This window comes from Telluria sp. ZB4P36 (genome assembly GCF_059685865.1).
The window spans coordinates 342,964-368,206 of record NZ_JCASIE010000004.1; the positions used below are offsets into that span (position 1 = coordinate 342,964).

The following is a 25,243-nucleotide window of genomic DNA, read 5'->3' on the forward strand; positions in this document are numbered from 1 at the left end:
CTACTCAAAAACCTGCAGTACGCGCAAGAGTGTAAAGACTCCCATGCCGAAGATGATGGTCAGCAGCATGCTGCGCCGCCACAGATAAAAGGCAAGTGCCGCCAGTCCGGCAATCAGCCTGGGATTTGCCAGCGTGAACTGCGCATGGCCCTGTGTATCGACCAGCAGGTCAGGGCCGATGATCGCCGCCAGGGCACAGGCCGGCGCATAGCGCAGCATCTCCTGCACCCGCGGCGGGATGCTCACGCGGTGGCCGATCAGCCAGAACGAGCTGCGGGTGGCGGCGGTGGCCACGCACAGCACGCCGATGGTGATCCAGATTTCCCAGTCAGACATGCTTGGCCTTTCGCTTGGCCAGTGTTTCCTCGACCGCCATGGCGGTGACCATGCCGAGCACGACTGCCAGCAGCAAGCCCAGCTTGTACGGCAAGCCATAGGCCAGCACCGACACCGCCAGCGCCACCACCACCCCGCACAGCGCGGCGTTGTTGATAATCAGCGGAACCATGATGCACAGGATCGCCAGCGTGCCGGCAAAGCCCAGTCCCCATTCGCTCGGAATCGCGCTGCCGAGGAAGATGCCGGTCAGCGATCCGATCTGCCAGGCGAACCAGTTCGGGTACATCAGCCCCTTCAGGTAGGACAGTTTGCCCGCGACCCGCTCGGCGGTCGGATAGCGCTGCAGGAACATGGCGACCGTCAGGTCGCCGGAGACGTAGCCGAGCAGGAAGCGCTGCTTCCACGGCAGGTGGGCAAAGTGCGGGCCGAGCAAGGCGGAAAAAATGACGAAGCGCAGGTTGACGACCAGCGCGGTGGCGAAAATGACCCAGATCGGCGCGGCCGCCGCGATCAGCGGCAGTGAAGCGAGCTGGGCGGAGCCGGCGAAGACCAGCAGGGTCATGCCGACCGCCTGCACCGCTGTCAGGCCGGTCTTGACCATCGCAATGCCGACCACCAGGCCCCAGGCGGCAATGCCGAACAGGGTCGGCAGGCCGGCCTTGCAACCCTCGCGCCAGGCGCCGGGGTCATGGGCTTCAATGGGCTGCTCGCCTGGCGGCGCAGCCGGGCTCATGTGGTTTTCCTGCAACTGCCGTGACGGGCGGATGCAGGGACGGGCTTGAAACGGTCGGGCATGAAACGCATGTAAGGGGCTGGCAACGCGGTGCAAATACGGCGTCCCGGGCTCGATGATGATCAGTTTGATATTCTACCGATCATTTCGGTATGCAGGTTGTATCGGATAGAATCGTGTTTTTGCGCACATCCCATTTGACGGAGAAAACCAGATGACCCAAACGACGATGCCTGTGGTGGAACTCGAGGCCAAAGACCTGCCGGCGCACTGCCCGAATCCGGCAATGCCGCTGTGGTCCTCGCACCCGCGCGTCTTCCTCGATTTCGACCACCACGGCGATGCCAAGTGCCCGTACTGCGGCACCCAGTACCGCCTCGCCCCGGGCGTCGAGCTCAAGCACCACTGATCCTTCCGCCGCGGCGTCGCTGCATGCCTTATCGTGCGCCTGCGTGGCTGCCTGGCGGCCACCTCCAGACCATTTATCCGGCGGCCTGCGTCGCCAAGCCGCCCGTCGCCTACCGGCGCGAGCGCTGGACCAGCGCGGACGGCGATTTCATCGACGTCGATTTCGTCGACGGCCAGCCGGGCAAGCCGCTGGTCGTGCTGTTCCACGGCCTGGAAGGCTCCTCCAACAGCCATTACGCGCGCAGCCTGATGGCCGCGCTGCGCGAACGCGGCTGGTCCGGTGCGGTGCCGCACTTCCGCGGCTGCTCGGGCGAAGCCAACCTGATGCCGCGCTTTTACCACTCGGGCGACGCCGCGGAAGTCGACTGGATCGTGCGCAAGCTGCATGCGCGTGCGCCAGGGCCGGTGTTGGTCGCCGGCGTCTCCCTGGGCGGCAATGCGCTGCTGCGCTGGCTGGGCGAATCCGGCCACGGGGCGGAGATCGTCCAAGCCGCCTGCGCGGTCTCGGCGCCACTCGACCTGGCGCGCGGCGGCGCGGCGCTGTCGTCCGGCTTCAACATGCTGTACACCCGCATGTTCCTGCAGACGCTCAAGCCCAAGTGCCTGGCCAAGCTGGAACGCTATCCCGGCCTGTTCGACCGCGCCGCCCTGCTCGGCGCACGCGACCTGTATGCCTTCGACAACGTGGTGACGGCGCCGCTGCACGGCTACAAGGATACCGACGACTACTGGCACCGCGCCAGCGCCCGCCACGTGCTGCACGAGATCACGGTGCCGACGCTGGTGCTGAACGCCCGCAACGACCCCTTCCTGCCGGGCGAGCATTTGCCCGAGAGCGCATCGAAGGCGGTGACGCTGGAGTATCCCGAGGAAGGCGGCCACGTCGGCTTCGCCGTGGGGCCCTTCCCCGGACGGATCGACTGGCTGCCGCGGCGCATCCTGGATTTCTTCGACCAGGCCGCGCCGGCCGCGACGCGCGCGCCCGGCGCGGCCGAAGCATGCGAAGCTTGAGACCATGGACGACATCGTAAAACAGGCAATGGCCAAGTGGCCGAACGTACCGCACTGCTACGGCTGGCTGGCGCTGGATGCACGCGGCAACTGGCGCATGCGCGACGAAGCGGCGCAGCGCGCCAATGCCCCCGGCGACAAGCTGGCCAATGCGGCGCTGGTCGGTTTCATCAACCGCAATTACGCGCACGACGACAAGGGCTGCTGGTATTTCCAGAACGGACCGCAGCGGGTCTACGTCAACCTGGAAGCGACACCTTATATTGCGCGCACCGATCCGGCGCAGGGCTTCGTGCTGCAGACCGGGCAGGCCCTGGCGGCCCCGGAAGCGGCATTCATGACCGACGCCGGGGCGCTGATCCTGCAGGCGGGCGAGGTCGTCGCCCAGCTCGACGACCGCGACGTGGCCCAGGTGCTCGCGCATATGGAACTGGATGGCCGGCCGGCGTCGGTCGAAGCCATCATGGCCTGGCTGGAGGACGACTCGGGCGAACTGGCGCTGGTCTTGCCGAGCGGGCGCGTCGGTGTCGAACGGCTGTCGGCGGAAGCGCTGCAGCGCCGTTTCGGCTACGTGCAGGCGCCGGGCACCTGAGCTGCTAGCGCTCCTTCTCTTCTTCCTTCTCGGCCTTCTCGCGCGCCTTCAGCTCGCGTTCGCGCGCATCGATGACGGCCTGGTCGTAGAACGAGACGTCGCCCGCCTTGCGCGCCAGGTCGAGCTGCGCCACCGCCGCCGGCAGCGCGCCCGCGATCACATAGGATTCCGCCAGCGCCATGTGCTGCAGGGCGATCTTGCCCTGCTTGGCATAGGCCCGGGCCAGCATGTCGTGCAGCTTCGGTTCCTGGCGATAGAGCAGGGTCTGTTCGCGCAGGTAGCGGGTCGCTTCCTCGAGCTTGCCGGCCGCGATCAGCGCCTCGCCATACTGGCGTGCGATGGCGCGCGACAGCGGATAGCGCTGGCGCGCCGCATCCGCTTCTGCCACCGCTTGCTGCGCGATCTCGGGCGCCTGGTTGGGCGCCAGCCTGATCTCGATCGACAGGCCGGCGAACATCGCCGCGCCGTCGCCCGCACTCGATTCGGCCGACAGCACACCCTCCTTCGGCTTGACGGTCGCGCGTGCCTTGTCCAGCCAGCTTTGCGCCTCGGCCACGTTCCCCTGGCGTAGCGCCATCAGGGCCAGGCCGTACTGCGCGCCGGCCTGCAGCTGGCGGTGCGGATCCTTGAGCTGGGTGTCGAAGGCATTCCTGGTGTCGCGGCGGCCGTTGACGCTCTCGTCCTGCAACACGCGGGCACGCGCGCGCACCAGCTGGAAATCGAGGTTGTCCACGCGCGCCTTTTTCGGGATCTCGCGGATGCGCGCCTGCATGTCGATGATGCGCTCGGCCGTCAGCGGGTGGCTGCTCAGGTGGGCCAGGTGGGCGGGAATGTCGCCGGACAGCCGGGTGGCGCTCTGCAGGCGCTTGAAGAAGCCGACGATGCCGGTGACGTCATAGCCGCCCGCGCTCATGATCTGGAAACCGACGCGGTCGGCCTCGCGCTCGGCGTCGCGGCTGAAGTTCAGCTGGCGCTGCACGGCCAGGCCCTGCCCGCCCATCAGGACGCCCATCGCGGCATCCGGACTCGCCTTGGCGGCGAGCGCGGCGAGGATCATCGACGCCAGCGGCAGCAGCACATCCTGTTTCTGCTGCCCGATCATGCGGGCGATGTGGCGCTGCGACACGTGGCCGATCTCGTGGGCCATCACCCCGGCCAGTTCGGATTCCTTCTGTGCCGCGACGATCAGGCCCGTATGCGCCCCGATGAAGCCGCCCGGCAGGGCGAAGGCGTTCAGGTTGGGGTCGCGCATGGCGAAGAAGGTGAAGTCGGCGTTGGTCTCGCCGCGTGCGCCAGGTACGGCCGACAGCAGCGCATTGCCGAGGGAGTTCAGGTACTCGGTGATCGGGTCGTCGTCGAGATAGCCCGGGTCGCGCCGGACATCGTGCATGATTTCCTCGCCGAGCTTACGTTCGAGCACGGGCGACAGGTCCTGCCGCGCGCTGTCGCCAAGCGTCGGCAGCTTCATGTTGTCCGGTTTTTGCAGGGGCGCGGCGGGAGCGGCAATGGCGAAAGCGGCCGCCGTGCACAGGGCAATGGCGGTCAACGCAGGGCGCCGGCGGCGCGCCGATGCTGGGCGGGGAGCATGTTTCACAATGCTATGATAACCGCATCCGCGGCCGCCTTGCTGCCCTCGAAACACTTTGTTCCACATGCTTGTAGACCTTGCAATGAACACATCCATTCCAGACCCAGACCAATTGACCCACTTCGACGCCACCGGCCAGGCCCACATGGTCGACGTCGGCGCCAAGCAGGACACCCACCGCATCGCCGTCGCGGCCGGCACCATCCGCATGAAGCCGGCGACCCTGGCGCTGATCCAGTCGGGCAATGCCAAAAAGGGGGACGTGATCGGGATTGCACGGATTGCCGCCATCATGGCGTCGAAGCGCACCAGCGACCTGGTCCCGCTGTGCCATCCGCTGCCGATCACGCGCGTGGCGGTCGACTTCGAGGTGGACGCGGCGGCCAGCAGCGTGCATTGCCGGGCGCAGGTGGAGACCATCGGCAAGACCGGGGTGGAGATGGAGGCGCTGACGGCGGTGCAGGTCGGGCTGTTGACGGTTTACGACATGTGCAAGGCGGTGGATCGGGGCATGGTGATGACCAATGTGCGGGTGCTGGAAAAGCACGGAGGCAAGAGCGGGGATTGGACTGCCGCGATCTAAAGATCAGTACAATTCTCTCCAATATTCACCATTCAAATAAGGTTCAGCCGAGATACATGTAAACTGATATGATTCCGCCTTTCGCGTATCTTTTCGACAACGCGCCAGGCCCAGCATCATATGAACACTGAAGCAGCTCGCGAACTCAAGCCCCAGGAATTCGAGTTCGAGACGATGAACCTGCAGGTCGGCGTCCGCCTGCAGGTGATGACCCACCGGCACCTGAAGCCGGCCCAATATTTCTCGACCCTGATCGGCTACGTGAAGGACGAGTACCTCATCATCAAGATCCCCACCGAGAATGGCGCGCCGATCGCGATGACGGAAGGCGATCCGTTGACGATCAGGGTGTTCTCGGGGGTGAACGTGTGCTCCTTCGCCTGCTCGGTGGAGCGCGTGTTCGGGCGTCCGCTCAACTACGTGCACCTGTCCTTCCCGACCTCGATCCAGGGCACCAGCCTGCGTGGGGCGATGCGGGTCAAGGCGGAGATTCCGGCGAGCGTGTCCAGGATCGACGGCAAAGCCTCCTCGGCCGCCTGCATGCTGACGAACGTCTCGGTCACGGGTGCGAGGATCGAATCCGAGTACCCGCTGCCGCCCGGCAGCGAAGTCGTCACGCTGGCGTTCACGCTGGCGACGCCGCCCACCAACGAAGAAGTGCCGGTCGAAACCCTGGCCGCCGTCAGGAACATGACGGTAGCCAGGCCGGCGCCGGACAAGCCGGATGTCTACAGCTACGGCGTCCAGTTCGTCGACCTCGATCCCGTGCACTACACGCTGCTGCAGAACATGACCTACGAGGCGCTGCTGGCGGACCGGTTCAAGATCGTCTGAATCCATCTTCAATGTCACATGGTAAATTGCTGGCCTGCGTAAGCGGCGCCCTGCCGCCTACCGAGATGACAACAAGGATGGAGCATGAATCTTCGTTTGCCGAGCCTGCTGCGCTTACTCCCCATCGCAGTGGCAACCCTGGCTGCCACGAGCGCAATGGCCGCGCCGCGCGGCTTTACCGTGGAGGACCTGGTGAACATGGAACGGGTGGGCAGCCCGGCCGTGTCGCCTGACGCGAGCCGCGTCGTCTACACCGTGCGCAGCACGGACATGAGCAAGAATCGCGGTCATACGGAACTCTGGCTGGTCGACCTGCGCGCCGCCAGGCCGGTGCCGCAACGCCTCACCGATCACGCCTCGAGCAGCACCGAGCCGGAATGGTCGCCCTCGGGCGACGCGGTCTACTTCCTGTCGACCCGCTCGGGCTCGTCGCAGCTGTGGCGCCTGCCGCTGGCCGAAGGCAAGGCCGCCGAGCCGATAAAAGTGACCGACCTGCCGCTCGACGTCGAGAGTTTCCGTGTGTCGCCCACGGGCGACCGGGTGGCGATGAGCTTGTCGGTGTTCCGCGACTGCGCCGAACTCGCCTGCACCAAACAGCGCCTCGATGCGGAGGAAAAGGACAAGGCCAGCGGCAAGCTGTACAACCGCCTGTTCGTGCGCCACTGGGATAGCTGGAGCGACGGCCGCAACAACGTGCTGTTCTCGGCGCCGCTCGACGGCGCCGGCAAGCTGGGTGGCGCGCCGGTCAGCCTGTCCGGTGTGCTCGATGGCGACGTGCCCTCGAAGCCCTTCGGCGACCGCGAGGAGTTCCGCTTCAGCCCGGACGGCAAGACCATCGTGTTCGCGGCTCGTATTGCCGGCAAGACCGAGGCCTGGTCGACCAACTTCGACCTGTACACCGTGCCGGCCGCGGGCGGCGCCGCGCCGCGCAACCTGACCGCCGACAATCCGGCCTGGGACACCAAGGGCGTGTACTCGCCGGACGGCCGCACCCTGGCATATCTTGCGATGGCGCGTCCCGGCTTCGAGGCCGACCGCTACCAGGTGATGCTGATGGACGTGGCGAGCGGCCAGAAGCGCAAGCTGGCCGCCGACTGGGACCGCTCGGCCGGCAGCCTGCACTGGCGCGCCGACGGCAAGGCGCTGATCGTCGATGCCGAAGACCTGGGCCAGCACCGCCTGTTCTCGATCGACGTCGCCACCGGACGGGTGGAAGCGCTGACCGGCAAGGGCGCGGTCGGCGCCTTCGACGTACGCCGCGATACCGTCGCCTATACCCAGGCCAACCTGGCCTCGGGTGCACAGCTGTTCGCGATGAAGCTGGGCGGCCAGCCCTCGCAACTGACGACGCTGAATGCCGAGCGCCTGGCGGACGTGCGCTGGGGCCAGTACGAGCAGTTCAGCTTCCCTGGGGCCAAGGGCGAGACGGTGTATGGCCACGTGATGAAACCCTGGAATGCCGAACCGGGCAAGAAGTACCCGGTCGCCTTCCTGGTGCACGGCGGCCCGCAGGGCAGCTTCGGCAACGGCTGGAGCTACCGCTGGAATCCGCAGGTGTACGCCGGCGCCGGCTATGCCACCGTGTTCATCGACTTCCACGGTTCGACCGGCTACGGCCAGAAGTTCACCGATTCGATCAGCGGCGACTGGGGCGGCAAGCCGCTCGAGGACCTGCGCAAGGGCCTGGACGCGGCGGTGAAGAAGTTCCCCTGGCTCGACCGCGAACGCAGCTGTGCCCTGGGCGCGTCCTACGGCGGCTACATGATGAACTGGATCGCGGGGAACTGGAACGACGGCTTCCGCTGCCTGGTCAACCACGACGGCATCTTCGACAGCCGCGGCATGGCCTACTCGACCGAGGAGCAGTGGTTCACGGACTGGGAAAACGGCGGCGCCTACTTTGCGGTGCCGAACAATCACGAGCGCTTCAATCCGGTCCACCACGTGAACAAGTGGAAGACGCCGATGCTGGTGATCCAGGGCGACCTCGATTTCCGGATCCCGACGGCGCAGGCGCTGTCGACCTTCACCGCGCTGCAGCGCAAGGGCATCGACAGCCAGTTGCTGGTGTTCCCGGACGAGAACCATTGGGTGCTCAAGCCGGCCAACTCGGTGCAGTGGCACCATACGGTGATGAAGTGGCTGGACAAGCACATCAAGCCCTAAGGCCAAAGTCCGCCTTATAAAGTGAAACACCCGGCAAGCTTGCGGCTTGCCGGGTGTTGTTGGCGGTCTCAGGAACTAGCGTTCCTAGCCCATCTTGACATACTGATTACGGCTTGCAGACACCGGCTGCCAGGCAGCTGCCGCTCTGGGTCCAGGTGATCGCGGTATCGCCAGCGGTATAGGTCGGCGTGCGGATGTAGGTGTAGCCGCCAGCAGCAGTGTTCGCGGTTGCGGTCACGGCTGCAGTGGTAGCAGTCACGGCCAGTGCAGTTGCAGCTTCTTTCGAGTTCTTGATGGTGATGCCCAGCTTGGTTGCGGTATCGCACAGAGTGACGTCACCGCCGTTTTCGTTCAGGCAGGTCGAAATTGCCAGTTCAATTGCCGCTGCCGACGAAACGATGTCCTGGAACTTGGCCTTCTTGACATAGTTCTGGTAGGCCGGGATAGCGACGGCTGCCAGGATACCGATGATTGCAACGACGATCATCAGTTCGATCAGGGTGAAGCCGCCTTCGGCTTTTTTGGTTTGCATTTGTTTGAAGTTCATGTCATCTCTCCAGGTGGTGTGTCAGGTGATTGGGTTACTGCTTGTTGCCACGCTTTCTTATATGCAAGCCGTGTGCCAGCCCGAAAAATGCTGATTTTATTAGTGTGGAGATAACAAAACACCGTGCCAGGACAAGTTTTGGCTTGATCGGTGACAAAATTTGTCACTTGAGCTCAGCAATTTTTGTCAGGTGGATAGTTTACGTAACGCAATTTGTCATGCCTGGAGAGTAAAGGCACAAAAAAAACGGGGAGCCTGGCGGCTCCCCGTTTTCATCGGCCATTAAACATTCAGATTACAGCATCGCCTTCAGCAGGCGAGCCATTTCCGACGGGTTCTTGGTGACGGTAATGCCGCAGGCTTCCATGATTTCCAGCTTGGCTTGCGCGGTGTCGGCGCCGCCCGAGATCAGCGCGCCGGCGTGGCCCATGCGCTTGCCCGGAGGCGCGGTGACGCCGGCGATGAAGCCGACGACCGGCTTCTTCATGTTGTCCTTGATCCACTGAGCAGCATTCGCCTCGTCCGGGCCGCCGATCTCGCCGATCATGATGACTGCGTCGGTGTCAGGATCGTCGTTGAACATGCGCATCACGTCGATGTGCTTCAGACCGTTGATCGGGTCGCCGCCGATGCCGACTGCCGACGACTGGCCCAGACCCAGGGCGGTCAGCTGGCCGACTGCTTCATAGGTCAGGGTGCCCGAGCGCGAAACGACGCCGATACGGCCCTTGCGGTGGATGTGACCCGGCATGATGCCGATCTTGATCTCGTCCGGGGTGATCAGGCCTGGGCAGTTCGGGCCCAGCAGCAGGGTCTTCGAACCGGCCTTGGCCATGCGGTCCTTGACTTCCATCATGTCACGGACAGGGATGCCTTCGGTGATGCAGATTGCCAGGTCGAGCTCGGCTTCGACGGCTTCCCAGATCGCAGCGGCAGCACCTGCCGGCGGAACGTAGATCACCGACACGGTGGCGCCGGTTTCCGACTTGGCTTCCTTGACCGATGCGTAGATCGGGATGCCTTCGAAATCTTCGCCGGCTTTCTTCGGGTTCACGCCTGCCACGAAGGCTTCACGGCCGTTCGCGTAGTCGCGGCACATGCGGGTGTGGAACTGGCCGGTCTTGCCGGTGATACCTTGGGTGATGACTTTGGTGTCTTTGTTAATCAGAATCGACATTTTTATTTCCTTCGCGAATTAGGCTTGGCCAGCAGCAGCGGCGACGACCTGCTTCGCTGCGTCTTCCATGGTGTCTGCGGCGATGATCGGCAGGCCGGAGTCAGCCAGCATCTTCTTGCCCAGGTCTTCATTGGTGCCCTTCATGCGGACGACCAGCGGCACTTGCAGCGACACAGCTTTCGATGCGGTGATGACGCCTTCGGCGATCACGTCGCAGCGCATGATGCCGCCGAAGATGTTGACCAGGATTGCTTTCAGGCCTGGGTTCTTCAGCATGATCTTGAATGCTTCGGTGACCTTCTCTGCGGTCGCGCCGCCGCCGACGTCCAGGAAGTTGGCCGGCTCGCCGCCGAACAGCTTGATGGTGTCCATGGTGGCCATGGCCAGGCCGGCGCCGTTCACCAGGCAGCCGATGTTACCGTCGAGCGAGATGTAAGCCAGGTCGAACTTCGATGCTTCGACTTCGGCCGGATCTTCTTCGTCCAGGTCGCGGTAGGCGACGATTTCCGGATGACGGAACAGGGCGTTCGCGTCGAAGTTGAACTTGGCGTCCAGGGCGATGACCTTGCCCGAACCGGTCAGGATCAGCGGGTTGATTTCGGCCAGCGATGCGTCGGTTTCCCAGTAAGCCTTGTACAGGCCTTGCAGGTTGGCGCGTGCATCGGCGATCGAGCCTTCCGGCACGCCGATCTTGCGGGCGACGTCGTCAGCCTGCGCGTCGGTCAGGCCGACCGACGGTTCGATCACGACGTTATGGATCTTTTCCGGGTTGCTGTGCGCGACTTCTTCGATGTCCATGCCGCCTTCCGACGAGGCCATCAGCACGACTTTCTGGGTGACGCGGTCGGTGACCAGCGACACGTACAATTCCTTCTTGATATCGGCGCCTTCTTCGATCAGCAGGCGGCGGACTTTCTGGCCTTCCGGGCTGGTCTGGTGCGTGATCAGCTGCATGCCCATGATCTGGTCCGAGTATTCCTTGACCTGTTCCAGCGACTTGGCAACCTTGACGCCGCCGCCTTTACCACGGCCACCGGCATGGATCTGCGCCTTGACGACCCAGACCGGGCCGCCCAGCTCTTCAGCGGCCTTGACCGCCTCTTCCACGTTCATGCACGGAATGCCGCGCGGAACGGTCACTCCGAACTTTCGGAGGATCTCTTTGCCTTGATACTCATGGATTTTCATGCTGGCTTCCCTTCTTCTATTACTGAATTAGAAATACGGTTGAATTACAAAAAATGACAAACAGCGAATGCTAACCCGACACTGCTTTGATCGACCAGCGGGGATAGTAGGTGGCCACGGCCGGTCCGTCGCTGCGCAGCGCATGGCAACGGTCGAGCTCGAAAGGCCGTTCGGCCGAGTTGTCGTCGGCGCCGCCGCGGGTGTCGAACACGTCGTCGGCGTAGGCCTGCAGCGCTGCCGTGGGCAGCACCTGGGCCAATTCGGTCAGGTGGGTGCAACCGAGCACGCCCGTGAGGCGGTCTTTCAGGTGCAGCCGGAAGTGGTTCATCAGCGACAGACCGACCAGCTTTTTGTAAGCAGGGCCTATCGTCTCGCAAAAACCGGGATACGGAACGGAATCGGAGGCAGCTTCGGCGTCCACGATGGTCAAGTTGCGGTCGATGGTGACGCGCAGCTTGAGGTCGTGTACGGGCGTCCCGCCCGGACGGGTGCCGGAAGGGAGGGGGATGTCAAGGGTTTTGACGTCGCGGATACTGGCGTCCAGATCCCACAGGCCATCGTCGCGCGCATAGGCTTCGACGGTAATGGCGCGCGTATGCCGGAGCGAGCGCGATACGGGAGGAGACAGGGGCATAAAAACCAATGCCGCTTGCGCGGCGGTTAGTGGTGCAGCCAGTGTGCTTCATGCACGTTGCCGTAGCTTCTACGACAACAACCGCTCATGCGGCGCTGCTTAAACCGTGAAAGTTTAGCACAGGGCGTTGTCGGTTGCACTGCAACAGAGGCCTTTTTGCCGCGTTGCAGCGATATTGGCGGGCTTTCTTGCTGAGTGGTCAATATTGCAGGTGGTTGGACGGGTTGCGCCAGCGGCAGGACCAATCAGCTGGTAAACGCACAGCGCCAGCGTGCAGCGCCATCGTCCGTTGAGGAATATGCCGGAGCATATCGGAGATGACGCTCCACGCTGGCGCCGGAGCTTGAAGCTGTCATGTGATCGAAAGGTGATACAGCAGGCCAGCGGCCAAGCCTGGCATATCGTCAGAGCAGCCTGGGGCCAGGCCGGCTCCTCATCGTAGCAAGTGTGGACCCTACCCTGCTACAGCTCGTCGTCGTCGGGAGCGCCCTGCATTGCGGCCCGTGCAGCGCGTTGGGAGAAACCACGCTGCAGCAGGAAACGCATCTGCTTGGCTCGCTCGGCCGCATCGACGGCGACGGTGCCGAACTTGCGCTGCCACACTTCGGAGGCACGCGCCGTCTCGCTGTCGGCAAGCGAGGCTTTGATGTCATCCAAGGCTTCGCCTTTGACGCCGTGGCTTTGCAGCTCGGCCATCACCCGGCTGTTGCCGAAACGTGCCGCCCGCCGGTTGATGAGCGATTCGGCAAAACGTTCCTGCGACAGCCAGTTGTTTTTTTCAAGGAAATCCAGGAGGGCTTCCACGTCTTCGCCCTCCTCGGCATGACGGGCCAGCTTGCGCCCCAGCTCGAGCCGGCTGTGCTCGCGCTGCGAAAGATAACGCAGCGCCCGCCCTTTCAGGCTCAGCTGGGGTGCAGGCATAGGCGCTCTACAAGACAGCGATTACTCGCCGACTGCCTTCAGCTTGTCCTTGCCGCTGTCTTCGACAGCAGCGAGAACCGGCGGCAGCTCGCGCACGCCCAGCGCGGCACGGACCTTGTTCTCGATTTCGCGTGCCAGTGCCGGACGCTCTTTCAGGAACAGGCGGGCGTTGTCCTTGCCCTGGCCAATGCGTTCGCCGTTATAGCTGTACCATGAGCCCGACTTCTCGACGATCTTGTTGTCGGCGCCCAGATCCAGGATTTCGCCTTCGCGCGAGGTGCCTTCTCCGTACAGGATGTCGAAGTGGGCTTCGCGGAACGGCGGCGCGATCTTGTTCTTGACGACCTTGACCTTGGTTTCGTTACCGATCACTTCGTCACCCGACTTGATCGAGCCGGTACGGCGGATGTCCATACGCACGGAGGCGTAGAATTTCAGCGCGTTACCGCCGGTCGTGGTTTCCGGGCTGCCGAACATCACGCCGATCTTCATACGGATCTGGTTGATGAAGATGACCAGGGTGTTGGTGCGGTTGATCGAGGCGGTCAGCTTGCGCAGCGCCTGCGACATCAGTCGCGCCTGCAGGCCCGGGAGCGAGTCGCCCATGTCGCCTTCGATCTCGGCGCGCGGGGTCAGTGCCGCCACCGAGTCGATGACCACGAGGTCGACCGAACCCGAACGCACCAGGGCGTCGGTAATTTCAAGCGCCTGCTCGCCGGTGTCCGGCTGCGAGATCAGCAGCTCGTCCAGCTTGATGCCCAGCTTTTGCGCGTAGCCCACGTCGAGCGCGTGCTCGGCGTCGATGAAGGCGCAGGTGCCGCCCAGTTTCTGCATCTGGGCGATGGTCTGCAGGGTCAGGGTGGTTTTACCCGACGATTCCGGACCGTAGATCTCGACGATACGGCCGCGCGGCAGGCCACCGACGCCCAGCGCGATGTCCAGGCCCAGCGAGCCGGTGGAAACAGTCTGGACTTCCTCGACCGGCATGTTGGAATCCATGCGCATGACCGAGCCCTTGCCAAACTGCTTTTCAATCTGCGCCAGGGCGGCTGCCAGCGCTTTGCCTTTTTCGGCAACATTCAATGCGATTTTTTTGTCGTCCATGGTGTACTTTCAGCTGTGGAGTAGGCAAGGTAGGGGCGCTACCGCTAAAATCAAGAGAACCACTGTATATAAATCCAGTTGTTCAAGCAAACGAAATCAAGCCACTACTGTATATAAATCCAGTGGTTTAGGCAAGCGAAAAAAGTCGCGGTGTTGTTATCCGCGAGGCTCGCATTGTTGCGATAAATCAAACACAATAGGGCCTGTTGAAGGCTTAACGTTTTACAGGTGGTCCCCATGCGAATTCTGCTCGCCGAAGATGATAGCGTACTTGCCGATGGACTCACGCGTTCCCTGCGCCAGTCCGGCTATGCGATCGATTGCGTCAAGAATGGCCAGGATGCCGACACGGCGCTGTCCACCCAGGAGTTCGATCTCCTCATCCTCGACCTCGGCCTGCCCAAGCTGTCCGGCCTGGAAGTGCTGCGCCGCCTGCGCGCGCGCTCCTCGCTGCTGCCGGTGCTGATCCTCACCGCCGCCGATTCGGTCGAGCAGCGCGTCGAAGGCCTCGACCTCGGCGCCGACGACTACATGGCCAAGCCCTTCGCGCTGTCCGAGCTGGAGGCGCGGGTGCGCGCCCTCACCCGCCGCGGCGCCGGCGGCGGCCCCGCCGTGGTGCGCCACGGCCCGCTGGTGTACGACCAGGTCGGCCGCAGCGCCTACATCAACGACCAGATGCTCGACCTGTCGGCGCGCGAACTCGGCCTGCTCGAAGTGCTGCTGGCACGCACCGGGCGCCTGGTCTCCAAGGAACAGCTGGTCGACCACCTGTGCGAATGGGGCGAGGAAGTCTCGAACAACGCCATCGAGGTCTACGTGCACCGCCTGCGCAAGAAGATCGAGGTCGGCGGCGTGCGCATCGCCACCGTGCGCGGCCTCGGCTACTGCCTCGAGAAATTCTCCGACGCCCCGCGCGCGCCGGCTCCAGAGAGCAAGTGAACGAGCGCGACGCCGGGCTGGCGGATCCTCCCGCGCCGGAGACGGGACGGGACGGGCTGCAGCCCTACGTCCCGCCCAACCCCGAGCCCGACGAGAACATCCGGCACTCGCTGTTCGGCGAGATCCTCGACTGGATGCTGGCCCCGCTGCTGCTGCTGTGGCCGATGAGCATCGCGATCACCTACCTGGTGGCGAAGTCGATCGCCAACCAGCCCTTCGACGATGCGCTGGAAGACCGCGTCACCGTGCTGTCGCAGCAGGTCCGTACGGTGGCCGGGAGGCCCGTGGCGCAGCTGCCGGGCAGCGCGCGCGACGTGCTGCGCGCCGACGACGTGGACAGCGTCTACTTTCAGATCAGCGGCCCGGACGGCGCCCACATCGACGGCGACCGCGACCTGCCGCATCCCCGGCCCGGCAAGGGCGGCAACGACGGCGAACGTCCCCAGGGCGGCGCCGTGGTGTTCCGCAACGACAGCATCCACGGCACCCCGGTGCGCGTCGCCTACTCGTGGGTCAGCCTCGACCCGCTGCGCGCACCCGGCCACGCATCGAGTCACAGCGCTGCCAAGCCCGGCGACCTGGCCCTGGTGCAGGTCGCGGAAACCCTCGACAAGCGCGCCAACCTGGCCAACGAGATCATCAAGGGCGTGATCCTGCCCCAGTTCATCATCCTGCCGGTGATCCTGGCGCTGGTCTGGTTCGCGCTGTCGCGCGGCCTGTCTCCGCTGGCCGAGCTGCAGGAGCGCATCCGCGCCCGCCCGCAGGACGACCTGTCGCCGATCGACCCGCGCCAGGTGCCGGAAGAGATCTCGCCGCTGGTGGGCTCGTTCAACGACATGCTCGAGCGCCTGGCCCAGACCGTCGAGATGCAGAAGCGCTTCATCGCCGACGCCGCGCACCAGATGAAAACGCCGCTGGCCGGCATGCGCATGCAGTCCGAGCTGGCGCTGCGCCAGGTCGACCCGAGCGAGATCCACCGTTCGCTCGAGCAGCTGGCCCAGAGCTCGGAATCGGCCACGCGCCTGGTCAACCAGCTGCTGGCCCTGGCCCGCGCCGAGAACCAGCCCCATGCCGGCCTGGCCTTCGAGGAGATCGACCTGGCCCAGCTGGCCCGCGCCACCGTGCAGGACTGGGTGCAGGCCTCGTTCGCCCACCGCATCGACCTCGGCTTCGAGCCGCCGGAAGAGACCCTGCACATCGCCGGCAACGCGCTGATGCTGCGCGAACTGCTGTCGAACCTGATCGACAACGCGCTGCGCTACACCCCGCAGGGCGGCAGCGTGACGGTGCGCGTGCGGCGCGACGGCGAACACGCCCTGCTCGAAGTCGAGGACACCGGTCCCGGCATCGCACCGGGCGAGCGCGCCAAAGTGTTCGAGCGCTTCTACCGCATCCTCGGCAGCAACGTGCAGGGCAGCGGCCTGGGACTGGCGATCGTGCGCGAGATCGCGCAGCAGCACGGCGCCGAGATCGACATCTTCAACAATCCGCGCAGCCACTCGCCCAGGTACCCGGGCAGCCTGTTCCGCCTGACCTTCCCGCCCCCAGCCCATGAGCCCGACGACGCCGCTTGACCCCACGCCCACGCCTTCCGGCACACCCGGCGGCGCGGCCCTCGCCCGCCGGGAGGCGGCGCGCGCGGCCCACTGGCGGGCGACCCGGCGCCTGACCGCCGTCCTGATGATCCTGTGGCTGTGCACCGGCTTCGGCACCGTGTTCTTCGCGCGCGAGCTGGCGCGCTTCACCGTGTTCGGCTGGCCGCTGTCCTTCTACATGGCGGCCCAGGGTGCCTCGCTGGTGTCGCTGGCCGTCATCGCGCTCTACGCCTGGCGCCTGCGCCGGCTCGACCGCCGCTACGAGGCTGCGGTCCGGGGGGATGCATGAGCGCGACCAGGGGGCCCTACTTCCGCAAGCTGTCGCGCTACTACCTCTGGTACACCGCCTGCTTCGCCCTGTTCCTGGTGTCGCTTGCGCTGCTCGAGCAGGAAGGCATGCCGCGCCTGTGGATCGGCTACATCTTCATGTTCGCCACTATCGCGCTGTACGCCACCATCGGGGTGGTGGCGCGCACCTCGAACGTCACCGAATACTATGTGGCCGGGCGGCGCGTGCCGGCCCTGTTCAACGGCATGGCCACCGCCGCCGACTGGATATCGGCGGCCAGCTTCATCAGCCTGGCCGGCGGCCTCTACCTGTACGGCTTCGATGGCCTGGCCTACATCATGGGCTGGACCGGCGGCTTCGTGCTGGTGGCCCTGCTCATCGCGCCCTACCTGCGCAAGTTCGGGCAATACACCATTCCCGACTTCCTGGCGGCGCGCTACGGCGGCGGCGCGGGCGGACGCGGCGGACCGGTACGGGCGCTGGCGGTGGCGGCCACCATCCTGGTCTCGTTCACCTACGTGGTGGCGCAGATCTACGCGGTCGGCCTGATCGCCTCGCGCTTCACCGGCGTCGACTTCTCGGTCGGCATCTTCCTGGGGCTGGCGTCGATCCTGGTGTGCTCGTTCCTGGGCGGGATGCGCGGCATCACCTGGACCCAGGTGGCGCAATACATCATCCTGCTGGTGGCCTTCCTGATCCCGAGCATCTGGCTGGCGGCCAAGCATGCCGACAACCCGGTGCCGCAGGTGGCCTACGGCTCGCTGCTGCCCAAGCTCGCGGCGCGCGAACAACAGCTGAACAAGGACCCGCGCGAGGAACAGGTGCGCGCCGAGTTCCGGCGCCGCGCCGGCGAATACGCCGCCCGCCTTGCCGGCCTGCCGGCGTCGTGGGAAACCGGCAAGCTGGAAGCGCAGCGCCGCCTGGTGGCGGTCCGCTCCCAGAATGCCTCGCTGGCCGAAGTGCGCCAGGCCGAGCGCGCGCTCCATACCTATCCCGGCTCGGCCGACGAAGCACGGGCGCTGTGGCTCGAGCTGCGCGACGCCAACCTGGCGCGCGCCCGCCCGCCGGTGCCGCACGCGGTGCCCTTCCCCGGCGCAACCGAAGAAGAGTCGGACAAGCGCCGCAACAACTTCCTGGCCGTGGTGTTCTGCCTGATGTTCGGCACCGCCGCCCTGCCCCACATCCTGATGCGCGCCTACACCACGCCCTCGGTGAACGAGACCCGGGTGTCGGTGTTCTGGACCCTGTTCTTCATCCTGCTGATCTACCTGACCATCCCGGCGCTGGCGGTGCTGGCCAAGTACGACATCTATACCGCCCTGGTCGGCAGCGATTTTTCCTCGCTGCCGACCTGGGTGTCGTACTGGTCCAACGTGGACAAGGTCAATCCCCTGCTCAGCATCGCGGACATCAATGGCGACGGCATCGTGCAGCTGGCCGAGGTCGCGATCGATGCCGACGTGCTGGTGCTGGCCACGCCCGAGATCGGCGGCCTGCCCTACGTGATCTCGGGCCTGGTGGCGGCGGGCGGCCTGGCGGCGGCGCTGTCCACGGCCGACGGCCTGCTGCTGGCGATCTCCAACGCCCTGTCGCACGATGTCTACTACAAGATGGTCGACCCGGGCGCCTCGACCCAGAAGCGGGTTACGATCTCCAAGCTGCTGCTCCTGGCGGTGGCCTTCATCGCGGCCTACGCGGCCTCGCAAAAGCCGGCCGACATCCTCTCGCTGGTCGGCGCGGCCTTCTCGCTTGCCGGGTCCACGCTTTTTCCCGTGCTGGTGCTGGGCGTGTTCTGGAAGCGCGCCAACCACACGGGGGCGATCGCGGGCATGCTCACCGGCTTCCTGGTCTGCCTATGGTACATGCTGCGCGCCAGCCCGACCCTGGGCGGCAGCCTGGACGCCTCCTGGCTCGGCATCCAGCCGCTGGCGGCCGGCGTGTTCGGGGTCCCGGCCGGGCTGCTCGCGACCGTGGCCGGCAGCCTGCTGAGCGCGCCGCCGAGCCGCGCCAGCCTGGGCATGGTGGATTACATCCGGGCGCCGGAAGACGAAACGGCGGGCAAGCCCTGAGGCAGGCACGCCACGGCCGCCATCACGCATGCATGACATCTGCATGGCGGGATGTTTTTCACCGGCAAGGCTGGTATTGTTGGCCGGCTGGCGACACCCGCCGCCGACGACAACCTGAACAGATCTCCATGCACACCGTTTTTTTACGCGCGCTGCGCGGCGCGGCGACCGCCGCCGCACTCGCCTGCGTCGCGCCGGCACTGGCCGAACCCCAGGCCCCGGCGCCTGGCTCGGCCGCACGGCCGCCCATCGCCAGTTTCTTCGCCAATTCCGCATTCGGCGGCGCCAGCCTGTCGCCGGATGCCCGCTTCCTGGCAGTGCGCTCGGGCGCGCCGAACAAGCGTGACTTCCTGGCGGTGATCAATCTGGCGGACAACAGCGCCAAGGTGGTGGCCGCGTACGACGACGCCGACGTCGGCGACTTCCGCTGGATTAACAACGAACGCCTGGTCTTCAACACCCAGGAGAAGAACGTCGGCGTCGGCAACAAGCGCTACGCGCCCGGCCTGTATGCGGTCAACCGCGACGGCGAAAAATTCGTGGAACTGGCGGACCGCACCGGTTTCGCCAAGACAGCCCGGACACGCGCGCAGCGCAAGATCCTGCCCTGGCATACCTACCTGCTCGGTCCGGCCGGCGCGCGCGACACCGATGACGTGTACGTGACGAGCCTGAATCTCGATACCGCCGGCGAGGTGCGCAACGTCGACTTGCTGCGTCTGAATACGCTGACCGGCCTCGCCCAGACCGTGCCCCGCCCGGGCAAGGTCACCGGCTGGATGCTCGACCACAAGGGCGAACCGCGGCTGGCGACTGCCTTCGACAAGGACACGATCACGCTGCACTACCGCGATCCGGCGAACGGTACCTGGCGCGTGCTGGCCAGCTACCCGGCCTTCGGTGACGGCAGCAAGGCATTGCAGCCGCTCGGCTTCAGCGCGGAAGGCAAACTGTACGTGCTGGCGCGCAGCGGCGGACGCGATACGACCTCCGTCCACCTCTTCGATGCCGCCACCGGGAAGATCGACCCGCAGCCGCTGGTGGTGACCGCGGGCTTCGATTTCGACGGCAGCCTGGTGGCCAACCGCGACAAGGTGCTGGGCATCCGCTTCCGCACCGACGCGGTCTCGAACGAATGGTTCGACCCCGGCATGAAGGCGGTGCAGGCGGAGCTGGACAAGCTGCTGCCGGCCACCATCAACCTGGTCACGGTACCGGCCAACAGCGGTTCGCCCTGGGTTCTGGTGCGGTCCTACTCGGATGTCATCCCCGGCACCTGGTCGCTGTTCAACATCCAGACCAGGGCGCTGAACAGGATCGCCGACGTGCGGCCGCACATCAAGCCGTCGCAGATGGGACGCCAGCAGTTCGTGCGCTACAAGGCGCGCGACGGCCTCGAGATCCCCGCGCTGCTGACGCTGCCGGCGGGCGGCGCCAAGACCAGGCTGCCGATGGTGGTGCTGGTCCACGGCGGCCCCTACGTACGCGGCGCCTCGTGGGGCTGGAGTCCTGCATCGCAGTTCCTGGCCTCGCGCGGCTACGCCGTGCTGGAACCGGAATTCCGCGGCAGCCAGGGCTTTGGCACGCGGCATCTCAAGGCCGGCTTCAAGCAGTGGGGCTTGGCCATGCAGGACGACATTGCGGATGGCGTGCATTGGGCGGTCGGCAAGGGCATCGCCGACGGCGGACGCGTGTGCATCGCCGGCGCCAGCTACGGCGGCTACGCCACCCTGATGGGACTGGTGAAGGACCCCACCCTGTACAAGTGCGGCATCAACTGGGTGGGCGTCACGGACATCAAGCTGCTCTACAACGGCGGCTGGACCTTCAGCAACGACACCTCGGACGAATTCAAGGCCTACGGCATGCCGGAGATGGTCGGCGACCCGGTCAAGGACGCAGACCAGCTGAAGGCCACCTCGCCGCTCGAGCAGGCCGCCCGCATCACGCAGCCGGTCCTGCTGGCCTATGGCAGTGCCGACCAGCGCGTGCCGATCAACCACGGCACCCAGTTCCGCGATGCTCTCCTGAAGACCAACAAGAACGTCGAATGGGTCGAGTATCCGGAAGAAGGCCACGGCTGGTCGCTGGAGAAGAACAACATCGACTTCTGGGGCCGGGTCGAACGCTTCCTCGACCGCCACATCGGCGCCGGAGTCAAACAATGAAAGTTTCCATGACGGCTACGCTGTCGCTGTGTACGTGCCTACTGTTCGCGGCCGCCACCGCGGCCGCAGCCGAGCCGGCGCCGCCGCCGGTCGAGGCCTTCTTCTCCAACCCGCTGCTGGCCAACGCCGAACTGTCGCCCAGCGGGCGCTACCTGGCGGCGCTGTCGGGCGCACCCGGCCGGCGCGACATGCTGGTGGTGGTCGACCTGAACGAGAACAAGGCCACCCCGGTGGCCGGCTACCAGAATGTCGATGTCCTGCGTTTCCAGTGGGTGAACGACGAGCGCCTGCTGTTCAACGTCACCGACAAGCAGATCGGCCCGGGCGGTAACACCATGGCGAGCGGCCTGTACGCGGTCAACCGCGACGGCAGCGCGCTGCGCCAGCTGGCCAACCGGCGCGGCGACATCGTCGCCGGGGGCGGCACCCAGATCGGGCGTCACGTCCTGCCCTGGCACACCTTCATGCTGGGCCAACGCGGCGCCCAGGATTCGGACCATGTCTACGTCACCAGCTACAACATCGATCCGAATAACGAGGTCGAGAGCGTCAGCCTGCTGCGCCTCGATACCGTGACGGGACGCTCGCAAGCGGTGCAACGGCCGGGACCGATCGACAGCTGGCTGCTCGACAATGCCGGCGAACCGCGTCTGGGGATGTACTCCGCCGCTGGCAAGACGACCGTTTACTACCGCGAACCGGCCAGCGGCGACTGGCGCAGCATCGCGCAATTCCCGACCTACTCCGGCGGCAAGGAAGGGTTCACGCCGGTCGGTTTCGGTGCGGACGGTACGCTCTATGTGCGCGCCCACGCCGGCAAGGATGCGGCGGCGCTGCATACGCTCGACCTGGCGAAGGGAAAGATCAACCCGGAAGGCGTGGTCGTCATGCCGGGCTACGATTTCGACGGTGCGCTGATCAGCCGGCGCGGCAAGCTGCTGGGCGCCTCCATCGAGACCGACGCCCCGGGCATCGTCTGGTTCGACAAGGACATGCAGAAGATCCAGCAGGACGTGGACAAGCTGCTGCCGGGCGGCGTCAACCTGATCTCGGTGGCCTCGCGTGCCGACGCTCCCTGGGTGCTGGTGCGCTCCATGTCGGACGTCCGTCCGCTGTCCTACCACCTGTACCACCCCGCCAGCGGCAAGCTGAACCCGATCGGCAGCAGCCGCGATGGCATCGATCCGGCCAGGATGGGGCGCCAGGACCCGGTGCGCTACAAGGCACGCGACGGCCGCGAGATCCCGGCCCTGCTCACGGTGCCGGCCGGCGCGACGAAGAACCTGCCGCTGGTGGTGATGGTGCATGGCGGCCCCTACCTGCGTGGCAATCACTGGGGCTGGGATCCCGAATCCCAGTTCCTCGCCTCGCGCGGCTACGCGGTGCTGGAGCCGGACTTCCGCGGCAGCCGCGGCTACGGCACGGCACACTTCCGGGCCGGCTGGAAGCAATGGGGCCTGGCGATGCAGGACGACATCGCCGACGCCGCGCGCTGGGCGATCGCCCAGGGCCTGGCCGACCCCAAGCGCATTTGCATCGCCGGGGCCAGCTATGGCGGTTACGCGGCGCTGATGGGCCTGGTGAACGACCCCGACCTGTACAAGTGCGGCATCAATTTCGTGGGCGTCACCGACATCAAGCTGCTGTTCAACGGCCACTGGAGCTTCGATTCCGACCTGACGGACGACTGGAAGAATCATGGGATGCCGCTGATGATCGGCGACCCGGTCGAGGATGCCGCGCAGTTCAAGGCCACCTCACCGATCGAACAGGCGGCGAAGATCACCCAGCCGCTGCTGATGGCCTACGGCGCCGTCGACCGCCGCGTGCCGCTCTACCACGGCAACCTGTTCCGCGATGCGGTGCAGGTCCATAACAAGCAGGTCGAGTGGGTCGTGTACCAGGACGAGGGACATGGGTGGACGCGGCCGCAGAACCGCTTCGACTTCTGGACGCGGGTGGAGAAGTTCCTGGGCAAGCATATCGGAAGCAGCGCTGCGAAGTAATCGCAGCCGCTTCCAAACAAAACGGGCGCCTCGGCGCCCGTTTTGTTTGCATCAGACGACGTGCTTACTGCACGACGGTCTGCGCCTGCCCTTCTTCACGCGCACGGATCTCGCCGATGCGGTACACGGTCTCGCCCGCGGCCTGCAGCTGCGCCATCGCCGCATCCGCGTTTTCCTTGGCGACGATGACGGTCATGCCGATGCCGCAGTTGAACACGCGGTGCATCTCGGAGTCGGCCACGCCGCCGTGCTGCTGCAGCCACTGGAACAGTGGCGGCATGGTCCACGACTTGGCGTCCAGGACAGCGGTCAGATTGTCGGCCAGCACGCGCGGGATGTTTTCGACCAGGCCGCCGCCGGTGATGTGCACCAGGCCCTTCACTTCCATCGAGGCCATCAGCGCCAGCAGCGGCTTGACGTACAGGCGGGTCGGCGCCATCAGCACGTCGGAGAGCTTGCGGCCGTGGAAGTCGGCTTCCAGGTCCGGCTTGGCGACCTCGATGATCTTGCGCACCAGCGAATAGCCGTTCGAGTGGATGCCCGACGAGGCCAGGCCCAGCACCACGTCGCCCGGGGTGATCTTGCTGCCGTCGATGATCTGCGATTTTTCCACCGCGCCGACGGCGAAGCCGGCCAGGTCGTATTCGCCGTCCGGGTACATGCCCGGCATCTCGGCGGTCTCGCCGCCCAGCAGGGCGCAGCCGGACTGCTCGCAGCCTTCGGCGATGCCCTTGACGACCGCGGTCGCGGTTGCCACGTCCAGCTTGCCGCAGGCGAAGTAGTCGAGGAAGAACAGCGGCTCGGCGCCCTGCACCAGGATGTCGTTGACGCTCATGGCGACCAGGTCGATGCCGACCGTGTCATGGCGGTTCAGCTCGAACGCCAGCTTGAGCTTGGTGCCGACGCCATCCGTGCCGGAGACCAGGACCGGCTCCTTGAACTTCTTGCTGATCTCGAACAGGCCGCCAAAACCGCCGATGCCGCCCAGGACGCCTTCGCGCATGGTGCGCTTGGCAAAGGGCTTGATCGCTTCGACCAGGGCGTCGCCTGCGTCGATGTCGACACCGGCGTCGCGGTAGGAGAGGGAAACATTAGATGGTTGGCTCATGGTATTTGGCAGCGGAGGCGGTAAAATAGAAGGCGGAGACCGTGCAAACCTGGTCGATCCGCTATTTTAGCAAAACGGCCTCTTTACTACCCGTTTGCGCCCCATTTACAACCCGTTTTAGCAAAATAACAATAACGGCATGCCCTTTTTTCTGACCCCGGAGCAAAAACAATCCACGTTCTGGTTGGCGCTCTGGCTGGCGGTGGCGCTGCTGTTGTACACCCTGGGTCCGATCCTGTCGCCCTTCATCGCGGCGGCCATCCTCGCCTACATGCTGAACGGCGCCGTGGATCGACTGGCAAATGCGCGCCTGGGCAAGGGACGTATGCCGCGCGTGGCGGCCGTTTCCATCGTGCTCACCGCCTTCTTCGCCGCCGTGGTGGCCCTGGTCCTGATCGTGGTGCCGGTGCTGCGCGCCGAAATCCCCCTGCTGCAGGCCAAGATCCCCGCCTTCTTCACCTGGCTCGACACCTTCGTCTCGCCCTGGCTGGCCGGCTACGGCATCAACGTCAAACTCGACAGTGCCGGCCTGCGCCAGCTGATCGAGCAGCAGGTGGCGGCCAGCGGCGACGACCTCTGGACCACGGTGCTGGCCAAGGTGCGCGTGGGCGGCAGCGCCCTGCTGGGCTGGATCGCGACGCTGACCCTGGTGCCGGTGGTGCTGTTCTACCTGCTGGTCGACTGGCACCACCTGCTGGCCCGCATCGCAGGCGCCATCCCGCGCCGCTGGTCGGCACAGGTGGGCGGCATGGCGCTTGAGTCGGACGAACTGCTGGCCCAGTACCTGCGCGGCCAGCTGCTGGTGATGATCGTGCTGGCCGTGTATTACTCGGCCGCGCTGGCCCTGATGGGGCTGGACGTGGCCCTGCCGGTCGGCGTGCTCACCGGCCTGCTGGGCTTCGTGCCCTACCTCGGCTTCGGCCTGGGGATGCTGCTGGCCCTGATCGCGGCGCTGCTGCAGTTCGCCGACTGGACCGGCCTGGCCTGGGTGGTGGCGATCTACACCGCCGGCCAGCTGATCGAAAGCTTCTTCCTGACGCCGCGCCTGGTGGGCGAGCGCATCGGCCTGCACCCGCTGGCCGTGATCTTCGCCCTGATGGCCTTCGGCGAGCTGTTCGGCTTTGCCGGCGTGCTGCTGGCCCTGCCCGCCTCGGCGGTGCTGATGGTCGGCTTTCGCCACGTGCGCACCCACTACCTGCGCAGCAGCTTTTATAATGCCTGACGCATATGACTTTTTTACCGTG

At 65.5% G+C, this 25,243-nt stretch carries 23 protein-coding genes; 13 read left to right on the top strand and 10 right to left on the bottom strand.

What is annotated here, in order from left to right:
- Positions 1-336, bottom strand: coding sequence for an AzlD domain-containing protein (locus tag AC56LK_RS09150; protein ID WP_497184237.1), 336 nt, complete (start codon positions 334-336; stop codon positions 1-3).
- A complete protein-coding gene (locus AC56LK_RS09155) occupies positions 329-1,072 on the bottom strand; it encodes an AzlC family ABC transporter permease (protein WP_497184238.1) in 744 nt (247 codons plus the stop codon). Before AC56LK_RS09155 ends, AC56LK_RS09150 begins: the two co-directional genes overlap by 8 nt.
- Before the next feature lie 214 nt (positions 1,073-1,286).
- Between AC56LK_RS09155 and AC56LK_RS09160 the strand changes: the two genes are divergently transcribed.
- The 3 genes from AC56LK_RS09160 to AC56LK_RS09170 are packed head-to-tail and all read left to right on the top strand — an operon-like array spanning position 1,287 to position 3,083.
- Entirely contained in the window at positions 1,287-1,481 is a 195-nt protein-coding gene (locus AC56LK_RS09160) for a zinc-finger domain-containing protein (protein ID WP_436104093.1), read from the top strand.
- 23 nt (positions 1,482-1,504) lie between these two features.
- Positions 1,505-2,491, top strand: coding sequence for a YheT family hydrolase (locus AC56LK_RS09165; RefSeq protein WP_497184239.1), 987 nt, complete (start codon positions 1,505-1,507; stop codon positions 2,489-2,491).
- Positions 2,492-2,495: 4 nt separating this feature from the next.
- Entirely contained in the window at positions 2,496-3,083 is a 588-nt protein-coding gene (locus AC56LK_RS09170) for a DUF2946 family protein (protein WP_497184240.1), read from the top strand.
- A 4-nt stretch (positions 3,084-3,087) separates the two neighbouring features.
- Here the strand turns inward: AC56LK_RS09170 and AC56LK_RS09175 are convergent, their stop codons facing one another.
- Positions 3,088-4,629: a M48 family metalloprotease gene (locus AC56LK_RS09175; RefSeq protein ID WP_497184241.1), complete on the bottom strand. Its 1,542-nt coding sequence runs from the start codon at positions 4,627-4,629 to the stop codon at positions 3,088-3,090.
- Positions 4,630-4,753: 124 nt separating this feature from the next.
- Here AC56LK_RS09175 and moaC point away from each other — a divergent pair, with 124 nt between their 5' ends.
- From moaC to AC56LK_RS09190, 3 genes are all read left to right on the top strand, one after another.
- Positions 4,754-5,254, top strand: coding sequence for a cyclic pyranopterin monophosphate synthase MoaC (gene moaC / locus AC56LK_RS09180; protein ID WP_497184242.1), 501 nt, complete (start codon positions 4,754-4,756; stop codon positions 5,252-5,254).
- 120 nt (positions 5,255-5,374) lie between these two features.
- Positions 5,375-6,088, top strand: coding sequence for a flagellar brake protein (locus AC56LK_RS09185; protein ID WP_497184243.1), 714 nt, complete (start codon positions 5,375-5,377; stop codon positions 6,086-6,088).
- Between the two features lie 84 nt (positions 6,089-6,172).
- The gene (locus AC56LK_RS09190) at positions 6,173-8,254 is read left to right on the top strand and encodes a S9 family peptidase (protein ID WP_497184244.1); all 2,082 of its coding nucleotides are present in this window, start codon (positions 6,173-6,175) and stop codon (positions 8,252-8,254) included.
- 106 nt (positions 8,255-8,360) lie between these two features.
- Here AC56LK_RS09190 and AC56LK_RS09195 read toward each other — a convergent pair whose 3' ends face one another.
- The 6 genes from AC56LK_RS09195 to recA form a co-directional block, all read right to left on the bottom strand.
- Positions 8,361-8,801, bottom strand: a complete 441-nt coding sequence (locus AC56LK_RS09195; protein ID WP_497184245.1) for a pilin — start codon at positions 8,799-8,801, stop codon at positions 8,361-8,363.
- A 295-nt stretch (positions 8,802-9,096) separates the two neighbouring features.
- Complete coding sequence (gene sucD / locus AC56LK_RS09200) at positions 9,097-9,978, bottom strand: succinate--CoA ligase subunit alpha (protein WP_436104085.1); 882 nt, start codon at positions 9,976-9,978, stop codon at positions 9,097-9,099.
- Between the two features lie 18 nt (positions 9,979-9,996).
- Positions 9,997-11,166, bottom strand: a complete 1,170-nt coding sequence (sucC, locus tag AC56LK_RS09205; protein ID WP_497184246.1) for an ADP-forming succinate--CoA ligase subunit beta — start codon at positions 11,164-11,166, stop codon at positions 9,997-9,999.
- A gap of 70 nt (positions 11,167-11,236) precedes the next feature.
- Positions 11,237-11,800 (bottom strand): DUF2889 domain-containing protein, encoded by a 564-nt coding sequence (locus AC56LK_RS09210; protein ID WP_497184247.1) that lies wholly within the window; start codon positions 11,798-11,800, stop codon positions 11,237-11,239.
- Positions 11,801-12,262: 462 nt separating this feature from the next.
- Positions 12,263-12,721, bottom strand: coding sequence for a recombination regulator RecX (gene recX, locus AC56LK_RS09215; RefSeq protein WP_497184248.1), 459 nt, complete (start codon positions 12,719-12,721; stop codon positions 12,263-12,265).
- Between the two features lie 21 nt (positions 12,722-12,742).
- On the bottom strand, positions 12,743-13,825 hold the full coding sequence (recA, locus tag AC56LK_RS09220) for a recombinase RecA (RefSeq protein WP_436104081.1): 1,083 nt from the start codon (positions 13,823-13,825) through the stop codon (positions 12,743-12,745).
- 237 nt (positions 13,826-14,062) lie between these two features.
- On the opposite strand from recA, the gene AC56LK_RS09225 reads away from it, so the two are divergent.
- The 6 genes from AC56LK_RS09225 (at position 14,063) to AC56LK_RS09250 (ending at position 22,891) form a co-directional block, all read left to right on the top strand.
- On the top strand, positions 14,063-14,764 hold the full coding sequence (locus tag AC56LK_RS09225; protein WP_436104080.1) for a response regulator: 702 nt from the start codon (positions 14,063-14,065) through the stop codon (positions 14,762-14,764).
- Positions 14,761-16,338 carry a sensor histidine kinase gene (locus AC56LK_RS09230; RefSeq protein ID WP_497184249.1) on the top strand — a complete coding sequence of 526 codons (1,578 nt, stop codon included), beginning with the start codon at positions 14,761-14,763 and terminating at the stop codon, positions 16,336-16,338. The genes AC56LK_RS09225 and AC56LK_RS09230 overlap by 4 nt, the downstream gene beginning before the upstream one ends.
- Positions 16,316-16,648, top strand: a complete 333-nt coding sequence (locus tag AC56LK_RS09235; RefSeq protein ID WP_497184250.1) for a DUF4212 domain-containing protein — start codon at positions 16,316-16,318, stop codon at positions 16,646-16,648. Before AC56LK_RS09230 ends, AC56LK_RS09235 begins: the two co-directional genes overlap by 23 nt.
- On the top strand, positions 16,645-18,717 hold the full coding sequence (locus tag AC56LK_RS09240) for a sodium:solute symporter family protein (protein ID WP_497184251.1): 2,073 nt from the start codon (positions 16,645-16,647) through the stop codon (positions 18,715-18,717). Before AC56LK_RS09235 ends, AC56LK_RS09240 begins: the two co-directional genes overlap by 4 nt.
- A 128-nt stretch (positions 18,718-18,845) precedes the next feature.
- Positions 18,846-20,885, top strand: a complete 2,040-nt coding sequence (locus AC56LK_RS09245; RefSeq protein ID WP_497184252.1) for an alpha/beta hydrolase family protein — start codon at positions 18,846-18,848, stop codon at positions 20,883-20,885.
- Positions 20,882-22,891: an alpha/beta hydrolase family protein gene (locus AC56LK_RS09250; protein WP_497184253.1), complete on the top strand. Its 2,010-nt coding sequence runs from the start codon at positions 20,882-20,884 to the stop codon at positions 22,889-22,891. Before AC56LK_RS09245 ends, AC56LK_RS09250 begins: the two co-directional genes overlap by 4 nt.
- A gap of 64 nt (positions 22,892-22,955) precedes the next feature.
- Here AC56LK_RS09250 and purM read toward each other — a convergent pair whose 3' ends face one another.
- Positions 22,956-23,999: a phosphoribosylformylglycinamidine cyclo-ligase gene (gene purM / locus AC56LK_RS09255; RefSeq protein WP_497184254.1), complete on the bottom strand. Its 1,044-nt coding sequence runs from the start codon at positions 23,997-23,999 to the stop codon at positions 22,956-22,958.
- 139 nt (positions 24,000-24,138) lie between these two features.
- Between purM and AC56LK_RS09260 the strand changes: the two genes are divergently transcribed.
- A complete protein-coding gene (locus AC56LK_RS09260; protein WP_497184255.1) occupies positions 24,139-25,221 on the top strand; it encodes an AI-2E family transporter in 1,083 nt (360 codons plus the stop codon).
- The last annotated feature ends 22 nt before the right edge of the window (positions 25,222-25,243 follow it).

Excerpts from the sequence above, each read along its gene's own strand:
- AC56LK_RS09150 (WP_497184237.1), bottom strand. The coding sequence starts at position 336 with ATGTCTGACTGGGAAATCTGGATCACCATCGGCGTGCTGTGCGTGGCC.
- sucC (WP_497184246.1), bottom strand. The coding sequence starts at position 11,166 with ATGAAAATCCATGAGTATCAAGGCAAAGAGATCCTCCGAAAGTTCGGA.
- AC56LK_RS09185 (WP_497184243.1), top strand. The coding sequence starts at position 5,375 with ATGAACACTGAAGCAGCTCGCGAACTCAAGCCCCAGGAATTCGAGTTC.
- moaC (WP_497184242.1), top strand. The coding sequence starts at position 4,754 with ATGAACACATCCATTCCAGACCCAGACCAATTGACCCACTTCGACGCC.
- AC56LK_RS09195 (WP_497184245.1), bottom strand. The coding sequence starts at position 8,801 with ATGAACTTCAAACAAATGCAAACCAAAAAAGCCGAAGGCGGCTTCACC.
- purM (WP_497184254.1), bottom strand. The coding sequence starts at position 23,999 with ATGAGCCAACCATCTAATGTTTCCCTCTCCTACCGCGACGCCGGTGTC.
- AC56LK_RS09210 (WP_497184247.1), bottom strand. The coding sequence starts at position 11,800 with ATGCCCCTGTCTCCTCCCGTATCGCGCTCGCTCCGGCATACGCGCGCC.
- AC56LK_RS09245 (WP_497184252.1), top strand. The coding sequence starts at position 18,846 with ATGCACACCGTTTTTTTACGCGCGCTGCGCGGCGCGGCGACCGCCGCC.
- recX (WP_497184248.1), bottom strand. The coding sequence starts at position 12,721 with ATGCCTGCACCCCAGCTGAGCCTGAAAGGGCGGGCGCTGCGTTATCTT.
- AC56LK_RS09260 (WP_497184255.1), top strand. The coding sequence starts at position 24,139 with ATGCCCTTTTTTCTGACCCCGGAGCAAAAACAATCCACGTTCTGGTTG.
- AC56LK_RS09235 (WP_497184250.1), top strand. The coding sequence starts at position 16,316 with ATGAGCCCGACGACGCCGCTTGACCCCACGCCCACGCCTTCCGGCACA.
- recA (WP_436104081.1), bottom strand. The coding sequence starts at position 13,825 with ATGGACGACAAAAAAATCGCATTGAATGTTGCCGAAAAAGGCAAAGCG.
- AC56LK_RS09155 (WP_497184238.1), bottom strand. The coding sequence starts at position 1,072 with ATGAGCCCGGCTGCGCCGCCAGGCGAGCAGCCCATTGAAGCCCATGAC.
- AC56LK_RS09170 (WP_497184240.1), top strand. The coding sequence starts at position 2,496 with ATGGACGACATCGTAAAACAGGCAATGGCCAAGTGGCCGAACGTACCG.
- AC56LK_RS09225 (WP_436104080.1), top strand. The coding sequence starts at position 14,063 with ATGCGAATTCTGCTCGCCGAAGATGATAGCGTACTTGCCGATGGACTC.
- AC56LK_RS09160 (WP_436104093.1), top strand. The coding sequence starts at position 1,287 with ATGACCCAAACGACGATGCCTGTGGTGGAACTCGAGGCCAAAGACCTG.
- AC56LK_RS09240 (WP_497184251.1), top strand. The coding sequence starts at position 16,645 with ATGAGCGCGACCAGGGGGCCCTACTTCCGCAAGCTGTCGCGCTACTAC.
- sucD (WP_436104085.1), bottom strand. The coding sequence starts at position 9,978 with ATGTCGATTCTGATTAACAAAGACACCAAAGTCATCACCCAAGGTATC.
- AC56LK_RS09190 (WP_497184244.1), top strand. The coding sequence starts at position 6,173 with ATGAATCTTCGTTTGCCGAGCCTGCTGCGCTTACTCCCCATCGCAGTG.
- AC56LK_RS09250 (WP_497184253.1), top strand. The coding sequence starts at position 20,882 with ATGAAAGTTTCCATGACGGCTACGCTGTCGCTGTGTACGTGCCTACTG.
- AC56LK_RS09165 (WP_497184239.1), top strand. The coding sequence starts at position 1,505 with ATGCCTTATCGTGCGCCTGCGTGGCTGCCTGGCGGCCACCTCCAGACC.